The sequence below is a fragment of the Fructilactobacillus sanfranciscensis genome (assembly GCF_029023685.1).
Lineage (GTDB): Bacteria > Bacillota > Bacilli > Lactobacillales > Lactobacillaceae > Fructilactobacillus > Fructilactobacillus sanfranciscensis.
This window is the reverse complement of the sequence record NZ_CP118925.1, coordinates 1314007-1331174: the sequence shown is the minus strand read 5'-3', so window position 1 is coordinate 1331174 and position 17168 is coordinate 1314007. Positions and strand designations below refer to the sequence as shown.

10 protein-coding genes and 2 rRNA genes are annotated in these 17168 nt (G+C 37.4%); 10 read left to right on the top strand and 2 right to left on the bottom strand.

Annotation, left to right across the window (positions count from 1 at the left end):
- Positions 1–142: 142 nt before the first annotated feature.
- The 6 genes from PY770_RS06980 (at position 143) to PY770_RS06955 (ending at position 5741) form a co-directional block, all read left to right on the top strand.
- Positions 143–3058 (top strand): 23S ribosomal RNA (locus PY770_RS06980).
- An 83-nt stretch (positions 3059–3141) separates the two neighbouring features.
- Positions 3142–3258, top strand: a 5S ribosomal RNA gene (gene rrf / locus PY770_RS06975).
- Positions 3259–3398: 140 nt separating this feature from the next.
- Positions 3399–3683, top strand: a complete 285-nt coding sequence (locus PY770_RS06970) for a phytoene desaturase family protein (RefSeq protein ID WP_225362087.1) — start codon at positions 3399–3401, stop codon at positions 3681–3683.
- A gap of 9 nt (positions 3684–3692) precedes the next feature.
- On the top strand, positions 3693–4886 hold the full coding sequence (locus PY770_RS06965) for a phytoene desaturase family protein (RefSeq protein WP_275046104.1): 1194 nt from the start codon (positions 3693–3695) through the stop codon (positions 4884–4886).
- The gene (locus PY770_RS06960) at positions 4879–5181 is read left to right on the top strand and encodes a squalene/phytoene synthase family protein (RefSeq protein WP_103450580.1); all 303 of its coding nucleotides are present in this window, start codon (positions 4879–4881) and stop codon (positions 5179–5181) included. The genes PY770_RS06965 and PY770_RS06960 overlap by 8 nt, the downstream gene beginning before the upstream one ends.
- Positions 5148–5741 carry a phytoene/squalene synthase family protein gene (locus tag PY770_RS06955; protein WP_338148609.1) on the top strand — a complete coding sequence of 198 codons (594 nt, stop codon included), beginning with the start codon at positions 5148–5150 and terminating at the stop codon, positions 5739–5741. The genes PY770_RS06960 and PY770_RS06955 overlap by 34 nt, the downstream gene beginning before the upstream one ends.
- 62 nt (positions 5742–5803) lie before the next feature.
- Here the strand turns inward: PY770_RS06955 and PY770_RS06950 are convergent, their stop codons facing one another.
- A complete protein-coding gene (locus PY770_RS06950) occupies positions 5804–7114 on the bottom strand; it encodes an NCS2 family permease (RefSeq protein ID WP_275045907.1) in 1311 nt (436 codons plus the stop codon).
- Positions 7115–7270: 156 nt separating this feature from the next.
- Between PY770_RS06950 and PY770_RS06945 the strand changes: the two genes are divergently transcribed.
- From PY770_RS06945 to addA, 3 genes are read left to right on the top strand one after another with little or no spacing between them, the layout of a single operon-like run.
- Complete coding sequence (locus PY770_RS06945) at positions 7271–7828, top strand: NAD(P)H-binding protein (protein WP_103450578.1); 558 nt, start codon at positions 7271–7273, stop codon at positions 7826–7828.
- A 9-nt stretch (positions 7829–7837) separates the two neighbouring features.
- Positions 7838–11395 (top strand): PD-(D/E)XK nuclease family protein, encoded by a 3558-nt coding sequence (locus PY770_RS06940; RefSeq protein WP_275045906.1) that lies wholly within the window; start codon positions 7838–7840, stop codon positions 11393–11395.
- On the top strand, positions 11388–15113 hold the full coding sequence (gene addA, locus PY770_RS06935) for a helicase-exonuclease AddAB subunit AddA (RefSeq protein WP_163601176.1): 3726 nt from the start codon (positions 11388–11390) through the stop codon (positions 15111–15113). Before PY770_RS06940 ends, addA begins: the two co-directional genes overlap by 8 nt.
- Before the next feature lie 55 nt (positions 15114–15168).
- On the opposite strand, the gene PY770_RS06930 is transcribed toward addA, so the two are convergent.
- Positions 15169–16014: a LysR family transcriptional regulator gene (locus PY770_RS06930; RefSeq protein ID WP_163601175.1), complete on the bottom strand. Its 846-nt coding sequence runs from the start codon at positions 16012–16014 to the stop codon at positions 15169–15171.
- A gap of 111 nt (positions 16015–16125) precedes the next feature.
- Between PY770_RS06930 and PY770_RS06925 the strand changes: the two genes are divergently transcribed.
- Positions 16126–17136, top strand: coding sequence for a YeiH family protein (locus PY770_RS06925; RefSeq protein WP_163601174.1), 1011 nt, complete (start codon positions 16126–16128; stop codon positions 17134–17136).
- Positions 17137–17168 lie beyond the last annotated feature (32 nt).

Genomic DNA, 17168 nt, shown 5'->3' with positions numbered 1-17168 from the left:
TGAAAACTAGATAATATTATTTTCTGTAATAATTATATTTTTATATATAATTGAACCGAGAAATAACCATTGTGTTATTTTTGAGTTTTTTAATTAGTTTTAATCGCTAAAACTCAAATAATTTATAATCCGTAGGATTATAGGTTAAGTTAATAAGGGCGCATGGTGAATGCCTTGGTACTAGGAGCCGATGAAGGACGCAACTAACTGCGATAAGCTTCGGGGAGCTGTACGTAAGCTTTGATCCGGAGATTTCCGAATGAGGAAACTCGACCAGTGTTATGACTGGTCATTGCATAGTGAATACATAGCTATGCAGAGGCAGACGTGGGGAACTGAAACATCTAAGTACCCACAGGAATATAAAGAAATTTCGATTCCCTAAGTAGCGGCGAGCGAACGGGGAACAGCCCAAACCGAACCCTTGTGGTTCGGGGTTGTAGGACTGAACATTTGAGTTACAAAAGTATTTGATAGTTGAAGTAGTTGGGAAGCTACACCAAAGAGAGTGATAGTCTCGTAAACGAAATCGAATACCCTCAGTTCAGGATCCTGAGTACGGCGACACACGTGAAACGTCGTCGGAATCTGGGAGGACCATCTCCCAAGGCTAAATACTCCCTAGTGACCGATAGTGAACCAGTACCGTGAGGGAAAGGTGAAAAGCACCCCGGAAGGGGAGTGAAATAGTTCCTGAAACCATGTGCCTACAAGCAGTCAGAGCCCGTTAATGGGTGATGGCGTGCCTCTTGTAGAATGAACCGGCGAGTTACAGTTGCATGCAAGGTTAAGCCGAAAAAGCGGAGCCGTAGCGAAAGCGAGTCTTAATAGGGCGCCATAGTATGTTGCCGTAGACCCGAAACCAGGTGATCTACCCATGTCCAGGATGAAAGTGCGGTAATACGCACCGGAGGTCCGAACCCGTGTACGTTGAAAAGTGCTGGGATGAGGTGTGGGTAGCGGTGAAATTCCAAACGAACTTGGAGATAGCTGGTTCTCTCCGAAATAGCTTTAGGGCTAGCCTCGGAATTAGAATCATGGAGGTAGAGCCACTGTTTGAGCAAGGGGTCCATCTAGGATTACTGAGTTCAGATAAACTCCGAATACCATTGATTTATGTCCGGGAGTCAGACGATGAGTGATAAGATCCATCGTCGAAAGGGGAACAGCCCAGACCGCCAGTTAAGGTCCCTAAATATATGCTAAGTGGAAAAGGAAGTGGAGTTGCATAGACAACTAGGATGTTGGCTCAGAAGCAGCCACCATTTAAAGAGTGCGTAATAGCTCACTAGTCGAGTGATTCTGCGCCGAAAATTTACCGGGGCTAAGCATATTACCGAGACTGCGGACGCAACTATGTTGCGTGATAGGAGAGCGTTCTAAGGGCAATGAAGGTAGACCGTAAGGACTACTGGAGCGCTTAGAAGTGAGAATGCCGGTATGAGTAGCGAAAGATCAGTGAGAATCTGATCCACCGAATGACTAAGGTTTCCTGGGGAAGGCTCGTCCACCCAGGGTTAGTCGGGACCTAAGCCGAGGCTGAGAAGCGTAGGCGATGGATAACAGGTTGAGATTCCTGTACTAGTTAATTATGTTTGAACGATGGAGGGACGCAGTAGGCTAAGATATGCACACGATTGGAAATGTGTGTTCAAATCGTAAGTCAGTTTAAGAGTCAAATGCTTTTAAGCGGGTTGACAAGCGATGATGAGGATCGAAATTTAAGTAGAGAAGTATCTGACGTCACACTGCCGAGAAAAGCTTCTAGTTAGTAATTAATTACCCGTACCGCAAACCGACACAGGTAGTCGAGGAGAGTATCCTCAGGTGAGCGAGAGAACTATCGTTAAGGAACTCGGCAAAATGACCCCGTAACTTCGGAAGAAGGGGTGCTGGCCTCACGGCCAGCCGCAGTGAAAAGACTCAAACGACTGTTTATCAAAAACACAGGTTTATGCAAAATCGTAAGATGAAGTATATGGGCTGACGCCTGCCCGGTGCTGGAAGGTTAAGTGGAAGTGTTAGCTTCGGCGAAGCACCGAAATGAAGCCCCAGTAAACGGCGGCCGTAACTATAACGGTCCTAAGGTAGCGAAATTCCTTGTCGGGTAAGTTCCGACCCGCACGAAAGGCGTAACGATTTGAGTACTGTCTCAACGATAGACTCGGTGAAATTAAGATACCTGTGAAGAAGCAGGTTACCCGCGACAGGACGGAAAGACCCCATGGAGCTTTACTGTAGCTTGATATTGGGTGTTTACATAACTTGTACAGGATAGGTAGGAGCCATAGAAGCCGGGACGCTAGTCTCGGTGGAGGCGTCAGTGGGATACTACCCTTGTTATGTGAACACTCTAACCCTGCGCACTGATCGTGCGCGGAGACAGTGTCTGGTTGGCAGTTTGACTGGGGCGGTCGCCTCCTAAACAGTAACGGAGGCGCTCAAAGGTTTGCTTAGAATGGTTGGAAATCATTCCTAAAGTGTAAAGGCAAAAGCAAGCTTGACTGCGAGACAAACAGGTCGAGCAGGGACGAAAGTCGGACTTAGTGATCCGGTGGTACCATATGGAAGGGCCATCGCTCAACGGATAAAAGCTACCCTGGGGATAACAGGCTTATCTCCCCCAAGAGTTCACATCGACGGGGAGGTTTGGCACCTCGATGTCGGCTCATCGCATCCTGGGGCTGTAGTTGGTCCCAAGGGTTGGGCTGTTCGCCCATTAAAGCGGTACGCGAGCTGGGTTCAGAACGTCGTGAGACAGTTCGGTCCCTATCCGTCGCGGGCGCAGGAAATTTGAGAGGAGCTGTCCCTAGTACGAGAGGACCGGGATGGACATACCGCTGGTGTATCAGTTGCGCCGCCAGGCGCATTGCTGAGTAGCTATGTATGGATGAGATAAACGCTGAAAGCATCTAAGTGTGAAACTCGCCTCAAGATGAGATTTCCCATTCCTATATGGAAGTAAGACTCCTGAAAGATGATCAGGTAGATAGGTTAGAAGTGGAAGCGTAGTGATACGTGAAGCGGACTAATACTAATCAGTCGAGGACTTAACCAAGTAGAATGAAGATACAATGGAAGTTAATCGGAAGAAAATAATATTGTCTAGTTTTGAGAGAACAAAGTTCTCACAAAAAATAGTGTGGTGGCGATAGCCTGAAGGATACACCTGTTCCCATGCCGAACACAGAAGTTAAGCTTCAGCACGCCAAAAGTAGTTGGGGGATCGCCCCCTGCGAGGATAGGACGTTGCCACGCAATTGAAAAAAGACTTTAGCGAAAGCTAAGGTCTTTTTTTATGATTAAGAAACAAATTTAATTTATTAGAAATATGATAAAATCAGAAAAGAAAATAAACTTGATTAAAAAAGTTAACACGTTTAAAAAAGGAGAAATAAATGCCAAATAAAATTGCAGTCGTTGGATCAGGAATTGGTGGTTTAACTACTGCTATTCAATTACAAAACAAAGGCTATGATGTTACCATTTACGAAAAAAATGATAAAGTTGGTGGTAAAATGAATCAGCTGAAAATTGATGGATTCAAGTTTGATATGGGTCCTACTATTGTGATGATGCCTGATATTTACCGTCAACCATTTGTTGATACCGGAGTTAATCCAGACGACTATTTTATGATGCAACGAGTTGATCCATTTATGAAGGTTCAAATTGATGATTAAGACTATGAAATTTCCAGTGATTTAGTAAAACTTACTAAACTTTTTGAAGCTGGTAGTGAAGCTGATATGTTAGGATTTTTGAACTATTTGACCGACATTTATCGTAAATATTTAAACGCTAAAGATAACTTTATTTATCAAAGTTTTCGTTCTCCTAAAGACTTCTTTAACCTAAAAACCTTAATTAATGCACTTAAGTTGAAAACTTTCTCTTCTTATCATGACATGAAAAAATTTATTCCTAATGAACATCTACAATATTTGTTATCATTTCAAACTTTGTACATTGGAATGTCACCCTTTAGTGGTCCTTCAATCTATAATATTATTCCCATGATTGAATTACTTTATGGAGTTTGGTTCATTAAAGGTGGAATGTATCAATATGCCAAGGCTTTGGAACGTAGATTCAAGGAGCTTGGCGGTACAATTCAATATCATAGTGAAATAAAACGAGTAGTAACTAGTGGTCGCAAAGTGACTGGAATACAAGTCAATGATGATACCATTCCAGTTGATGCAGCTGTTATCAATGCTGATTATCCTTATGCTGTAGAAAACTTATTGAGTCCCGAAGCTCAAAAAATAGAAAAAATGACTCCTAAAAAAGTAAATAAAATGGAATATTCCATGTCATGTTTATTAATTTATTTAGGAGTAAATGAACAATATCCACAACTTGATTTACACACGATTAAGATGGCTAGTGATTTTAAAGGAAACGTTCAAGAAATTGAAGATGGAGTTTTACCACCTGATCCTTCTTATTACATTTATAATCCTAGTAAGTTAGATGATTCATTTGCACCTGCTGGAGCTTCATCACTTTGCATCTTAGTGCCAGTTGGAAACTTACAAGCTAGTAAAATCAGTAAACAACGTTATCTAGAGTATGCTGATCAAGTAATTGATAAAGCACAACGTGAGTTTGATTTAAATGATTTACAAAGTCAGATTGTTGTTAAAGAAGTCTTTACGCCAGATCAGTTTAATTCACTTTATAATAGTAAATTTGGAACTGCATTTGGTTTGAAACCTACGCTACTCCAAAGTAATTATTTCCGTTCCCACAATAAAGCTCGGAAAATTGACGGACTATACTTTGCTGGTGCTAGTTCTCATCCCGGAGCTGGAGTTCCAATTGTAATCACAAGTGGTGAATTAGCAGCTAAAGAAGTAGAAAGAGATTTTAACAATGAATAGAGAAAAAATGATGGCTTCTCAATTGGAAACAATGGAAACCAGAGAGACAGTGATTAAAAAACACTCTTCCACTTTTTACTATGCTTTTTCCAAGCTGCCACTTTATCAAGCACTTAGCATTTTCGTAGTTTATGATTTTTTGCGTCAATTAGATGATGCAGCTGATAATAATAACGTAGAACAATTCCAACTAATTAAAGGCATTTGGGAAAGCGTGAAAAATGGTAAACCCAACACCTCGTTGGGGAAAATTTACAACTTATTTTTCAAGTTTTTCAAATTCCAGAAAAATTAATTGACGAAATGATTTTAGGACAAGAAGAAGACCTAAAAAAAGTGGTTATTAAAACCCAGTCTGATTTAAGAAATTATTGTTTTCGCGTTGCTGGTACGGTGGGATTGATGATTATTCCGATTTTAACGGAAAAAAAGCTCACTGACTATGACAAAAAACAAATTGTAAACGTGAGAATTGCGCTTCAACTAACTAATATTATTCGTGACGTCAAAGAAGATTATGAGCACGGTTATGTTTATTTACCTCAGTTAATGTTAGATGAATTTGAAGTTTCTCCTACGGAATTAGGACAATCTACAGTTTCACCAAATTTACGCCACTTAATTCAATCGTTAAGTGAAGAAGCTTTTAGTCTTTATTATTCTAAATTCAAGGTACTTAAATTGCTTGAACAAAGACAAGCTAAAATTGCATTACGGTTAGCAATTGATGGTTATGAAGCTATTTTAAAAAAAATCAAACACAAAAATTATGATATTTTACAAGGTCGACAAATAACCAGTAATTTAGTAAAAAGTTGGCTATATTTTCAAATTCGACTTCGTTATTTATGGTAAGACAATCTAAAAAGGATTTATCCCGCATAATGCGAAATAAATCCTTTTTTGTTTAAAATAAATTAGTCTTTTAAAACTAAGAGGAAGATTACAAAAACAATTGCTAAAGCGTACATCATTAAATTGACTTCTTTGCCACGTTTTGCAGCAATCATTGTAATTGGATAAGCAATGAATCCAAGGGCAATTCCGTCTGAAATGCTGTAAGTTAAAGGCATTCCAATTGTAATTAAAAATGCAGGAGCTGCAAGTTCAAACTTGTTCCAGTTAACTTGTGATAATGACTTAGCCATTAATACTCCAACCACAATTAAAGCAGGTGCGGTAATTTGTGAAGTAATTACTCCAAGCAAAGGTGAGAAGAAAGTTGCAAGAATGAACATGATTCCGGTAATAACGGCGGTGAATCCAGAACGACCACCAACTGCAATTCCGGCAGAAGATTCAACGTAGACACCCATTGGTGAGGTTCCTAATAATGAACCAAATAACATGGTAGTAGAATCTGCAGCTAAAGCCCGACCAGCACGGGGAAGTTTGTTGTCTTTCATATAACCAGCTTGTTCTGCTAAACCAATTAAAGTTCCAGCAGTATCAAAGAAAGTTACCAATAAGAAAGTTAAAACCACCACGAAGAGTTGGGGCGTATTAATTTTGTCAATGTGAGTAAGTGCAGCTAAGAAAGTTGTATGAATACTTGGAATTCCAGCAACAAGATGAGTTGGGATATGGATGATTCCCGTAAGCATTCCGATAATTGATGAAATTACCATTCCAATGAAAATAGCTCCAGGAACTCGGGCACTCATTAAAACGAAAACGATAATAATTCCCACAATTGTAAGTAATGAAGTTGGACTGGTTAAAGATCCCATGCTAATCAAGGTACTCTTGTTAGCAACCACCAATCCACCGTTGTTTAAACCAATAAAAGCAATGAATAACCCAATTCCACCAGCAATTGCAGCCTTTAAATCAGCAGGAATTGAATCAATAATCTTTTCTCGTAACTTTAAGGCAGTTAAAATCACGAATAAAACAGCGGCAATGAAAACACCACTCATTGCAGTTTGCCAAGGAACATGCATTCCGATACATACTGAGTAAGCGAAGAAGGCATTGATTCCCAAACTTGCAGAAATGGCAAATGGATAATTTGCAATCACTCCCATTAAAATACAACCAAAAGCAGTTGCAAAGGCAGTAGCTGTGAAAACAGCTCCTTTATCCATACCTGCTGCCCCTAACACTTCTGGGTTAACAAATAAAATGTAAACCATCGAAATGAAAGTTGTAATTCCAGCTAGGGTTTCTGTTTTATAGTTGGTCCCTAGTTCTTTAAATCTAAAAAATGAAGCAATTTTATCAGCCATTAAAACTTCTCCTTTGATAAAAACGTTCGTTATTTTGTCGTTAAAATACCTATCTATCATATACTAAACGTTATGATTTAGCAAATTACGAACGATAATCTTAAAAACTAGGAGTAAAAAAATAGTGGTAAAATAGAACTACTAATGAGGTGAACGATGATGAAAACGATTCTTTTAATTGGAAATAATCCAGCCGAAAAACTGGTAGCTAAACGACTACAAGATCAATTCAAGTTGATAGAAATAACCAGCGGAGATTTGACGGAAGAAAAAGCCTACGCGGATTTACCAAAGGATTTAACAAAAATGGTTTCTTTTGTCGGTCCCATGGATGCGGATTTGGCAATGGAATCTTTCTTTGCAGCGGTCCGGCAACAATCAATCAAACTAGATCAAGTCGTCATGATTTCGACAGCAGGAATTGATAATGAAGTTGTTGGTCAATTAGATTATCCTGGGATAGCGGATGTGACAGAATATCTTCGAGAACAACGATATGCCATTAAAATAATTGATGAAGAAGAAATTCCTTACACCATTTTTCGTCCAGTTAACGTAATTAATGAAAAGTTGGGAACACCTTTCGCAATTAATGAAGGGGAAAAAGTTCCTGCTGGTAATGTTTCACATGAAACCATTGCTGATTTTGTGGTTCAAGCAATTCAAACATCTAAATATCAAAATCAATCTATCGCATTACTCGAAACAAAATAGGAGGCAAAAATGTCACTTCAGTTTATTTTAGGTAAAGCTAGTGATGATCACTTTAGTAAAGTGGTCGACAATCTCCGCAAAACTAGTGAAGATCGAGAAATTAAAAGTTTTTACATCGTACCAAATAACGTTAAATTTGAATCTGAATTAAACACCTTAAAAAAACTGAATGCGAAAAATGCAGCAACCTATGCTCAAAACCAAGCTCAAGTTTTTTCGTTTTCTCGATTAATTTGGTATTTTTTGAATGGTGAAGCAGATTATCAGCTTCCGCAATTATCGCAAACTGCCATTAACATGATTATTTATCAGATTATCGAAGATCATGAAGAACAGTTAACGATTTATCGTGGAGAAGGTAAACAAGCGGGTTTTATTCAACAAATTGCAAACCAAATTTCTGAATTACAACAAGGAAATTTAAGCCCGGATGATTTAGACCGGTTAGCAGAATTGGATGCCAATCAAATTAATCCTGAATTGCGTAGCAAGTTACATGATATTAGCTTAATTTATCGTGAATTTGTGCAACAAACGGATGGTAAATATACCTATAATGGTGCCAATTTTGAATTGTTACGCGAATACTTAGCTAAGTTACCAGATCAAGAAATTTCAAAAATGCATTTTTATTTTAGTAACTTTGAAAAATTTAGTGCGCAACAATTACAAATTGTGCAGTTATTAATCGCACGTGCGCACGTGGTAATGGATTTAACGCTGGATCGAAAGTATGACCAAGCGGGACCAGATGAAAATAAATTCTTTTATCAATCAGCTAAGGTTTATCATTATTTTTATCAATACGCTAAAAATATTGGTGCCCAGATTTATACCGATCAAACGGCTACGAAACGCTCCATTAATTCAGGGTTAAATCAGTTTGAGGAATACTGGATTGCAAGTAATGAAGCTGGAAAACCAATTCCAGCCAAAATTGCGCAAAATGATGCCATTGAAATTTTAAAAACCAATAATGCTTTTGAAGAATTAAGCCAAATTGCCATTAAGATTCGGCAATTAGTCGCAACCGGAAAATATCGTTATCGTGATTTTTTAGTGGCTACGCGTGATTTGAGTCAATATCAAAATATTATTAATCCGATTTTTACTATGCAACAAATTCCATATTTTACTGATATCCAAAAACATATGGATAATCATCCATTGGTTGAATTAATTGATGCCCTTTTCTCCATTTATCGTCCTAATCGGGCCCAAAACTATAGTTATGATGATGTGATGCGTCTTTTGAAAACTGAGTTACTCTTGCCTAAGAAAGATGAAGATCACTATTTATCATTATCCCAATATCGCCAAGATTTAGCTTTGTGTGAAAATTTAGTGCTTAAAAATGGATACACAGGGAGTCGTTGGACCCAAAAAGAAGACTGGATGTATGCGACTACCACTGGTGATGAAAATGAGTTAATTGATAAGAATGTCGAAATTTCAAAAAAAATTAACGTCATTCGCCATTTTATTAAAGACACGTTGCCACCGTTTTACCGAAAAATCAAAAAGGCCCAAACTGGTCGAGAAGCAGCTTCAATCTTGTACCAATTTTTAACTCAAAATGGAGTAGCAAGCCAGTTAAAAAACTGGCAAAATCAAGCCACTGAAGCAGGAAATTTACAAGAAGCTGGGCAAGCAGAGCAAGTTTGGAATCAGTTCTGTAGTATTTTAGATGACTATGTAACGGTCTTAGGCGATCACGAATTTGTGATGGATGATTTTCTTGAATTATTGAAGGCCGGTTTTGTGGGTGCTAGTTATTCCCAAATCCCCTCCACTCTTGATCAAGTTGCCATCTCTGAAACGGGAAGGATTCAATTACCCGACAAAAAAATTACCCTTGTCATGGGAGCAGACGATGTTAATATGCCTGCTAAAATTGACAATCATAGTTTGTTAAACGATAGTGATCGAGACCAAATGGATGATTTTTTAGCTGACGACCAGTACATGGTTGATACCAGCGAGTTGCAAATGGTGAGTGAACCATACGAAGATTATTTAGTCTTTATGACCCCAAGTGATAAGCTCTATTTTTCTTATAATCTTGGCGGAAATGGTGATAATAACTTACGCCAAATTTCTCCTTATGTTGATCGAATTCAAAAGCAATTCAACTTACCAATTCAACAATTTAAGAGTCAACCTCATGCCGATAGTAACGAAATTGAACGATTCTTGGGATCAGACCGGACGACTTTAAATTACCTTGTTCAAGCTGCTTTAGATGGGAAAAAAGCACGGCAACCACTAAGTCCTGCTTGGAAAACCGTTAAACAACAACTAGAAAATAATCCAGCTACTGAAATTCGTGATTTGACTAATAATTTACTGGGAAGTTTGCACTATAAAAATCAACCAGTTGATTTGCGATCAGAGATTGTCACTAACTTATATGGAAATAATCTCACTACGTCAATTTCAAAACTAGAGGAATTCTACACGGATCCTTACGAATACTTTTTGAAATACGGACTTCGTTTGCGAGAACGTGATGAATTTGAAATTAGTCCCGCTAATACTGGGCAGTTTTATCATGAAGCCCTTGATCAATTAATTAAAAAGGTCCGGAAAGAAAATATTGAATTAACTAATTTAGATAATCAAGCAGTACATGAGTTAGTTGAAGAAGTAACTCGTAAAATTATCGAAGCAGATGTTAATTATCAATATGAAATTTTAAAGAGTTCGCAACGGATGGAATATATTACTAATCAATTGATTGCGACAGTGCAACAGATGGCCGAAACTCTGCGTAATCAATTCCAAATTTCCAAGATGCGTCCTCGAGCAACTGAAATTTCGTTTGGACCGGGGAAAAAATATAAACCACTTCATTTTAAAGTGGATGATGATAAGCAAGTTAATGTGCAAGGCCGAATTGATCGACTTGACTCTATCAATGTGAATGGTATTGATTATCTCGGGGTAGTTGATTATAAATCAAGTAATAAGAAAATTGATATGTCAGAAATTTATGATGGCACCGCCATGCAAATGATGACGTATATGGATGCTGTTTTAGAAAACATTGATTTATTAGCTGACAGTGGTGATGCTCGTTTAGCCGGAGCCTTATATATGCACATTTTCGATCCAATTTTAAAACCAGGTGATGTTAAGAACTGGGAAGAAAAAGTGCAAATCGAAGACGCTTTATTGAAAAAGCATAAGTACAATGGTTTATTGGTTAACGATTTAGATTTGTTAGAAAATGTTGGTGAAAATAAAATTAGTGATGTTTATCCATTCAAGTTTAAAAAGGATGGTACTTTAGCCAAGGGTAGCGGAACGATTTCGCAAAGTAATTTAGATAACATGTTAAAGCACACCGAAAAATTAATTCAACAAGCTGCGAAACAAATTTTTGCGGGTAAAATAAGTTTAGCTCCTGCTGAATATGAGGGAAATTCGCTAATTCAATACTCACCATATAAACCGGTCATGCAGTTTGATCCAATGTTAAAAGAAAATAATTACCGAGAAATCGCTAAATTAAGCGACGAAGAAATTTTTGAACGAGTACGAAAGGAGCTAGAATCCCATGGCTAGAGAATGGACCGAAGGACAGAAACACGCCATTTATGATGATTTCGCAGGAAATGCTTTGGTTTCAGCCTCAGCCGGATCTGGGAAAACTAGTGTTTTAACTGAGCGGGTAATGGACAAAATTACGGGAACGGAACAACGTCCTGGAATTAATGTTGACCAATTGTTAATTGTGACGTTTACCAACGCAGCGGCCAAAGAAATGCGGGACCGAATTGGAGCCAAACTGCGCGAAAAAGTTAATGACGCTAACACTGATGAAGAGAAGCATTACTTTTTAAAGCAATTACGTAAATTAAATTCAGCGCATATCGAAACGATGGATGCTTTTTGTCAGTGGCTGGTAAAAAAGTATTACTACATCATTAATTTAGATCCTGATTTTCGAATTTTAACGGATGTTAGTGAGCTCGGAATCATTCGTGACCGTGTTTGGAATGATTTACGTGAGCAACTTTACGCTGATGACCGCGATGGTAGTTTTGCTCGTTTAACGCGTAATTTTTCCAATGATCGAAGTGATGAAGGATTAACGGATGTCTTGTTTAAGCTATATGACTTTGCCAATGTCAATCAAAATCCACAACAGTGGATCGATCAATTAACTGATTTTTATCAAATTGATGGCAGTTTAACTAACAGTAAGTTATATCAAAAATATTTATTGCCAGACATTGAAAACAAGCTTAATCAAATGATTAGTGGGTACCAGCAACAAATTGAAAAAGCAGAAAATAACGGGATTACTAAATTAGCCGATTTCTTACAAGCGGAAGTTGCTAAGTTTCAAGATTTAAAAAATGCAGTTAAGACGTTAGATTGGGATAGTTTACGTAAAGTTTTAAATGAATTTAAATGGGATCGTTTTCCTAGTATTTCGAAAAAGACAGCGGATGAGGCGCAATTATTGGTTAAAGACCAAATCAAAGGTGTCCGAGATACTACCAAGAGTACTTTAATGAAACTTACGCAAAAATATTTTTTTGCGAATGAAGCTGATAATTTAACTGCGATTGAAAACTCTCAAAAAATCATTGCTAAATTAGTTGAGGTTGAACATCAATTTACAGAGGCCTATCAAACTGCCAAACGAAAAAAGCATGCTTATGAATTTATTGATATCGAACATTTTGCGTTGGATATATTAACGGGAACGGATGAAGATAGCCAAAATTTACGGCATGAATTTCAACAATATTTTGCTGAAATTATGGTCGATGAATATCAAGATAATAATCACTTGCAAGATGCAATTTTGAATTCCATGAAAAATACTCAGCATGAGAATATGTTCATGGTGGGTGATGTAAAGCAATCTATTTATCGTTTCCGGTTGGCCGATCCTAGTATGTTTATGGAAAAATTTAATGATTATCCCGTTAGTGAAAACGATACGCGGATTATGTTGCCAGATAATTTCCGTTCGGTAAAAAATGTTGATGATTTTACCAACCTAATTTTTTCTCAAATTATGAATGTTGATCTTGGAGAAATCGATTATACAGACGATGCGCATTTAAAATTTGGCGCAAAAGATTATCCAGATATTTTGGATACCAAAACAGAGTTAATGTTGTATGCTGATGATGAACAAGTAAATGATGAAAAAGAGCAATTAGTTACTAACGAACAACGTCAAGTTGAAATGATTGCAGAAAAAATTACGGACATGATGGATAATCATTATCAAGTTTATGATCGTAAAGCTCAGACCACTCGTGATTTAGAATATGGTGATATCGCCATTTTATCAGCTACCAAGCATAATAATTTTGATATTTCGAGTATCTTTGCTGATTACCAAATTCCAGTTGCGATTGACGGTTCGGAAAGTTACTTTAAGACGACTGAAGTGCAAATCATGATGTCATTATTACAGATTATCGATAATCCATATCAAGATATCCCACTAGCGGCTGTCTTACGTTCTCCGATGGTTCAAATGGACGAAAATCAGATGGCGTTTTTACGGATTAATCATAAAACCGGGAACTATTTTCAATCAGTTCTGGAATTCAAGAATAAATTTGATCAACAAGCAAACACGGAATTTGGTGAGATTGTTTTACAAAAAGTAAAAGTCTTTTTAAACCAATTAAATGATTTTAAAGACTATGCCATTAAGCATAGTTTAGCTGAGTTGATTTGGTATATTTATGATCAAACTGGTTTTCTTGATTACGTTGGAGGCATGCCAGCTGGGAAGAAACGCCAAGCCAATTTGCATGCGTTATATCAACGGGCCGAAGAGTATGAACGCAATGGTTTTAAAGGATTGTTTGCGTTTGTGCAATTTGTGAAACGACTCCAAAATCGCGATAACGATTTAGCAGAAGCGACGGCTGACGTTGATCCAAATTCCGTAACCGTTAAAACCATTCATGGAAGCAAGGGATTGGAATATCCCGTTGTAATTTTGATGGATGCAACTCATGGATTCAATCGCATGGATTTAATGAATAGCTTTATTTTGGATGATAACCTCGGTTTAGGAATTCAGTATTTTGATGCGAAACGGCACGAAAAAATTCCAACGCTTCAGTATTTAGCAATTAATAATTTAGCGGAAAAACGGATGCTTGCTGAAGAAATGCGGAAACTCTATGTGGCCTTGACGCGAGCTAAGCAAAAATTGATTATTACTGGAATTGCTAAATCTGATAAAAAACACAGTGCAGAAGATGCCATGCTCGAGTCCTGGGATAAAGCCAGTCAAAGCGATGAATTAGTATTAAATGAATCGCTAAGAAGCGATGCCAAAAACTTCATGGATTGGATTGGAACAGCCCTTGCTCGTCATCCAATTTATAGGGAAGCTTTTGGAATTGATAATGATGTCCGTTTATTAACTGGAGATCAAGCAAACTTTACCGTGCAATTTAAGGAGCTAAAAGATTTTCAGAGTGGATTACCTAAATATGCTGAAGTTGAAATTTCGCAAAAAGAAGTTAAAGCGGGAGTTACTGCTGATTATATCAAGCAGATTATGAACTTTAAGTATGAATATCCTGATGCAACCAAGACCACGGCCTATCAATCAGTATCTGAAATTAAAGGGCAGTTTGACGATCCTGATATCATTCAATTAGGGAGTTTAGCGGCGAAAAATGAAGTTTTAAAAAATACGCGTTACAATAATGAGACTTTTGCAGAACCCCAATTTTTACAAACAGCTCAAGCACCAAATTCACGAGAAATCGGAACCGCGACTCATTTAGTTTTTCAAAAGTTAAACGTTTATGAACGAGTTGATTTAGATGCCATTAGCACTTTAATTGTTCAGTTAGTTGCTGATAAATTATTGACGCAAGCAGTCGCTGATAAGATTAATCGCGATGCCATTTTAAGCTTTTACCAAAGTGAGTTAGGCAAACGGATCCTCCGTCACCCCGAAAATTTACATCGCGAAGTTCCATTCTCTTTGATTATTAATGCCGGCGAAATCTTCTCGGAATTTCAAAATGATGCGGACCAAAAGATTCTAGTCCATGGGATTATTGACGGCTATTTTGAAGATCCAGAACAAGGGACAACGTTGTTTGATTACAAAACGAGTTTTGTAAATCCTAATCATCCTGATGATGATATTCAAAAAATTCGTGAAACTTATAATGGGCAACTTAATTTATATGCCAAAGCTTTGGAAGATATTTTAAAACAACCAATTCAACACAAGTATTTATATTTATTATCAAATCAAGAATTTTTAGAAATCGAATAAAATAAAGTAAAGAACTCAAGTAAGTTAGATAAAATCTAGCTCGCTTGAGTTCTTTTTATTTTTCACTACTTTTTTGTTCATCGCGAATTTGTTTTAAAATTTCGTGCAATTGCCGTTTTAATTCATTTAAAGCATCAACCTGATACGTAGGTTGGGATAAGAAATAGAAATCCCGTTTGAAATTAGGTCCGAGTTCATGATACGGAATTTCATCATTTAAAACGGTTTCGGAAGTAATCGTCTGCCCAATTCCTTGTTGTAAAAATTTTAAAATCATTTCATTACTTTCAATGGTAAAAACTTGTTGTGGGGTAATGTTATTGAGTCGCAAATATTCATCGGTAAAGTGGCGCACACCTGAACCTGATTCACGTTCCAACCAAGTTGAATCCGAAAAATTACCAGCATGGACTAAATAATCCTTGAAGAAGGCAAACCGTTCAATTCCAGTGGTCGTAATTGGCTTTTCGATGAAGCCAAAGTCAAATTTCCGTTGATTTAAACCTTCTACAATATCAGTAGAATTAGACATTTTAAGCGTTAAGTTAATATTTTTGGGTAAATGAAGATCTCTAAAAATAGTCGCAATCGTAGTTTCCGCAATCGTATTGGAAACGCCAATCCGACAGTCAATTTCATCCGAATCCATTTTACTGATTTTGTGTTCTAAGTTACGGGTTTGCTCCCAAATTTTTAAGCCCGTCGTATATAATTCATCGGCCACTGGGGTTGGTTTGATTTCGCGCTTTCCTTTGCGAATAAATAATTTAACGCCTAATTCAGTTTCTAGTTGTTTGATTTGTTGAGATATGGTGGATTGGGAAACGAATCGTTGCTGCGCCGCCCGTGAGAAATTCAAGGTTTCATAAACACTTTTAAAAACCGGAAAATATTTTAACATTGTTACTCTCCATTTATTAGTTTTTTAAATAATAGTTATCTATATTATCTATTTCTATAATAACAGGTTTCCTGGTAAACTAAGAAAGCAATCAACGAGAGGGGTAACATTATGACAAAAATTAAACCAATTTTACCAGGATTAATCGTTTCATTTATCATCGCAGTAATCAGTCAGGGATTAGCTTTAGTAATTCCAAACCTGGGAGGCGCTACGATTGCGATTATCGTAGGAATTATCCTAGGAAATACCATTATTAAACAACCAATTTTGAATAAAGGAACGCATTATTCAGAAAAAGCCTTATTGGAATATTCAGTAGTGCTACTTGGATTAACGATTAGTTTTCAAACCATCGCGAAAGTCAGCTGGGTTGGTTTCTTATTTGTCATTATCCAAATGGCAATTACCATTATTTCCGCTATTTTAATTGGAAAGATGCTTCATTTCAAAGAAGGAATTTATCTTTTGATGGCTGGAGGAAACGCCGTTTGTGGTTCTTCCGCAATTGCTTCGATTGCACCCGTAATTGACGCTAATGACGAAGACAAAGAAATGGTAATTACTTTAGTTAACTTGATTGGAACGGTCTTAATGTTAGCATTACCAATCATCAGTACCTTTGCTTTTGGTGCCAACGATTTACTTCGGGGTGCCATGATTGGTGGAACGATTCAATCAGTGGGACAAGTAATTGCTAGTGCCAGCATGGTTAACTCATTAACGGTCGATTTTGCAACGTTGTTCAAGATTATGCGGATTATGATGATTGTAATTGTCGTATTTATTTTTGGACGGATGCATCAAAAAACGATCCAAAACGAACTGGAAGCAGATGCTGAAATTAGTGGAAACGGATCAGGGAGTTCATTACCTTGGTACGTAGTTGGTTTCTTGGTTTTCTGTGTGTTAAACAGTTTGATTCATTTACCCAGTTTTATCGGACTTACGGCCCATACTTTGAGTAGCTGGTGTGAAATTACCGCTCTTGCGGCCATTGGTCTACGTTTGAACTTAAAAGCTTTCATTCAATCAGGAAAGAAATTCTTGATTTACGGAGGAAGCATCGGCTTAATTCAAATTGTTGCTTCAATTATTTTAATTACCTTATTACTTAAATAAAATACAAATCAAAAAAGCCTTGTTTCGAATAA

Bases quoted from the DNA above. Each gene is read 5' to 3' on its own strand.
- PY770_RS06970 (WP_225362087.1), top strand. From the start codon at position 3,399: ATGCCAAATAAAATTGCAGTCGTTGGATCAGGAATTGGTGGTTTAACT.
- PY770_RS06960 (WP_103450580.1), top strand. From the start codon at position 4,879: ATGAATAGAGAAAAAATGATGGCTTCTCAATTGGAAACAATGGAAACC.
- PY770_RS06950 (WP_275045907.1), bottom strand. From the start codon at position 7,114: ATGGCTGATAAAATTGCTTCATTTTTTAGATTTAAAGAACTAGGGACC.
- PY770_RS06945 (WP_103450578.1), top strand. From the start codon at position 7,271: ATGATGAAAACGATTCTTTTAATTGGAAATAATCCAGCCGAAAAACTG.
- PY770_RS06940 (WP_275045906.1), top strand. From the start codon at position 7,838: ATGTCACTTCAGTTTATTTTAGGTAAAGCTAGTGATGATCACTTTAGT.
- addA (WP_163601176.1), top strand. From the start codon at position 11,388: ATGGCTAGAGAATGGACCGAAGGACAGAAACACGCCATTTATGATGAT.
- PY770_RS06930 (WP_163601175.1), bottom strand. From the start codon at position 16,014: ATGTTAAAATATTTTCCGGTTTTTAAAAGTGTTTATGAAACCTTGAAT.
- PY770_RS06925 (WP_163601174.1), top strand. From the start codon at position 16,126: ATGACAAAAATTAAACCAATTTTACCAGGATTAATCGTTTCATTTATC.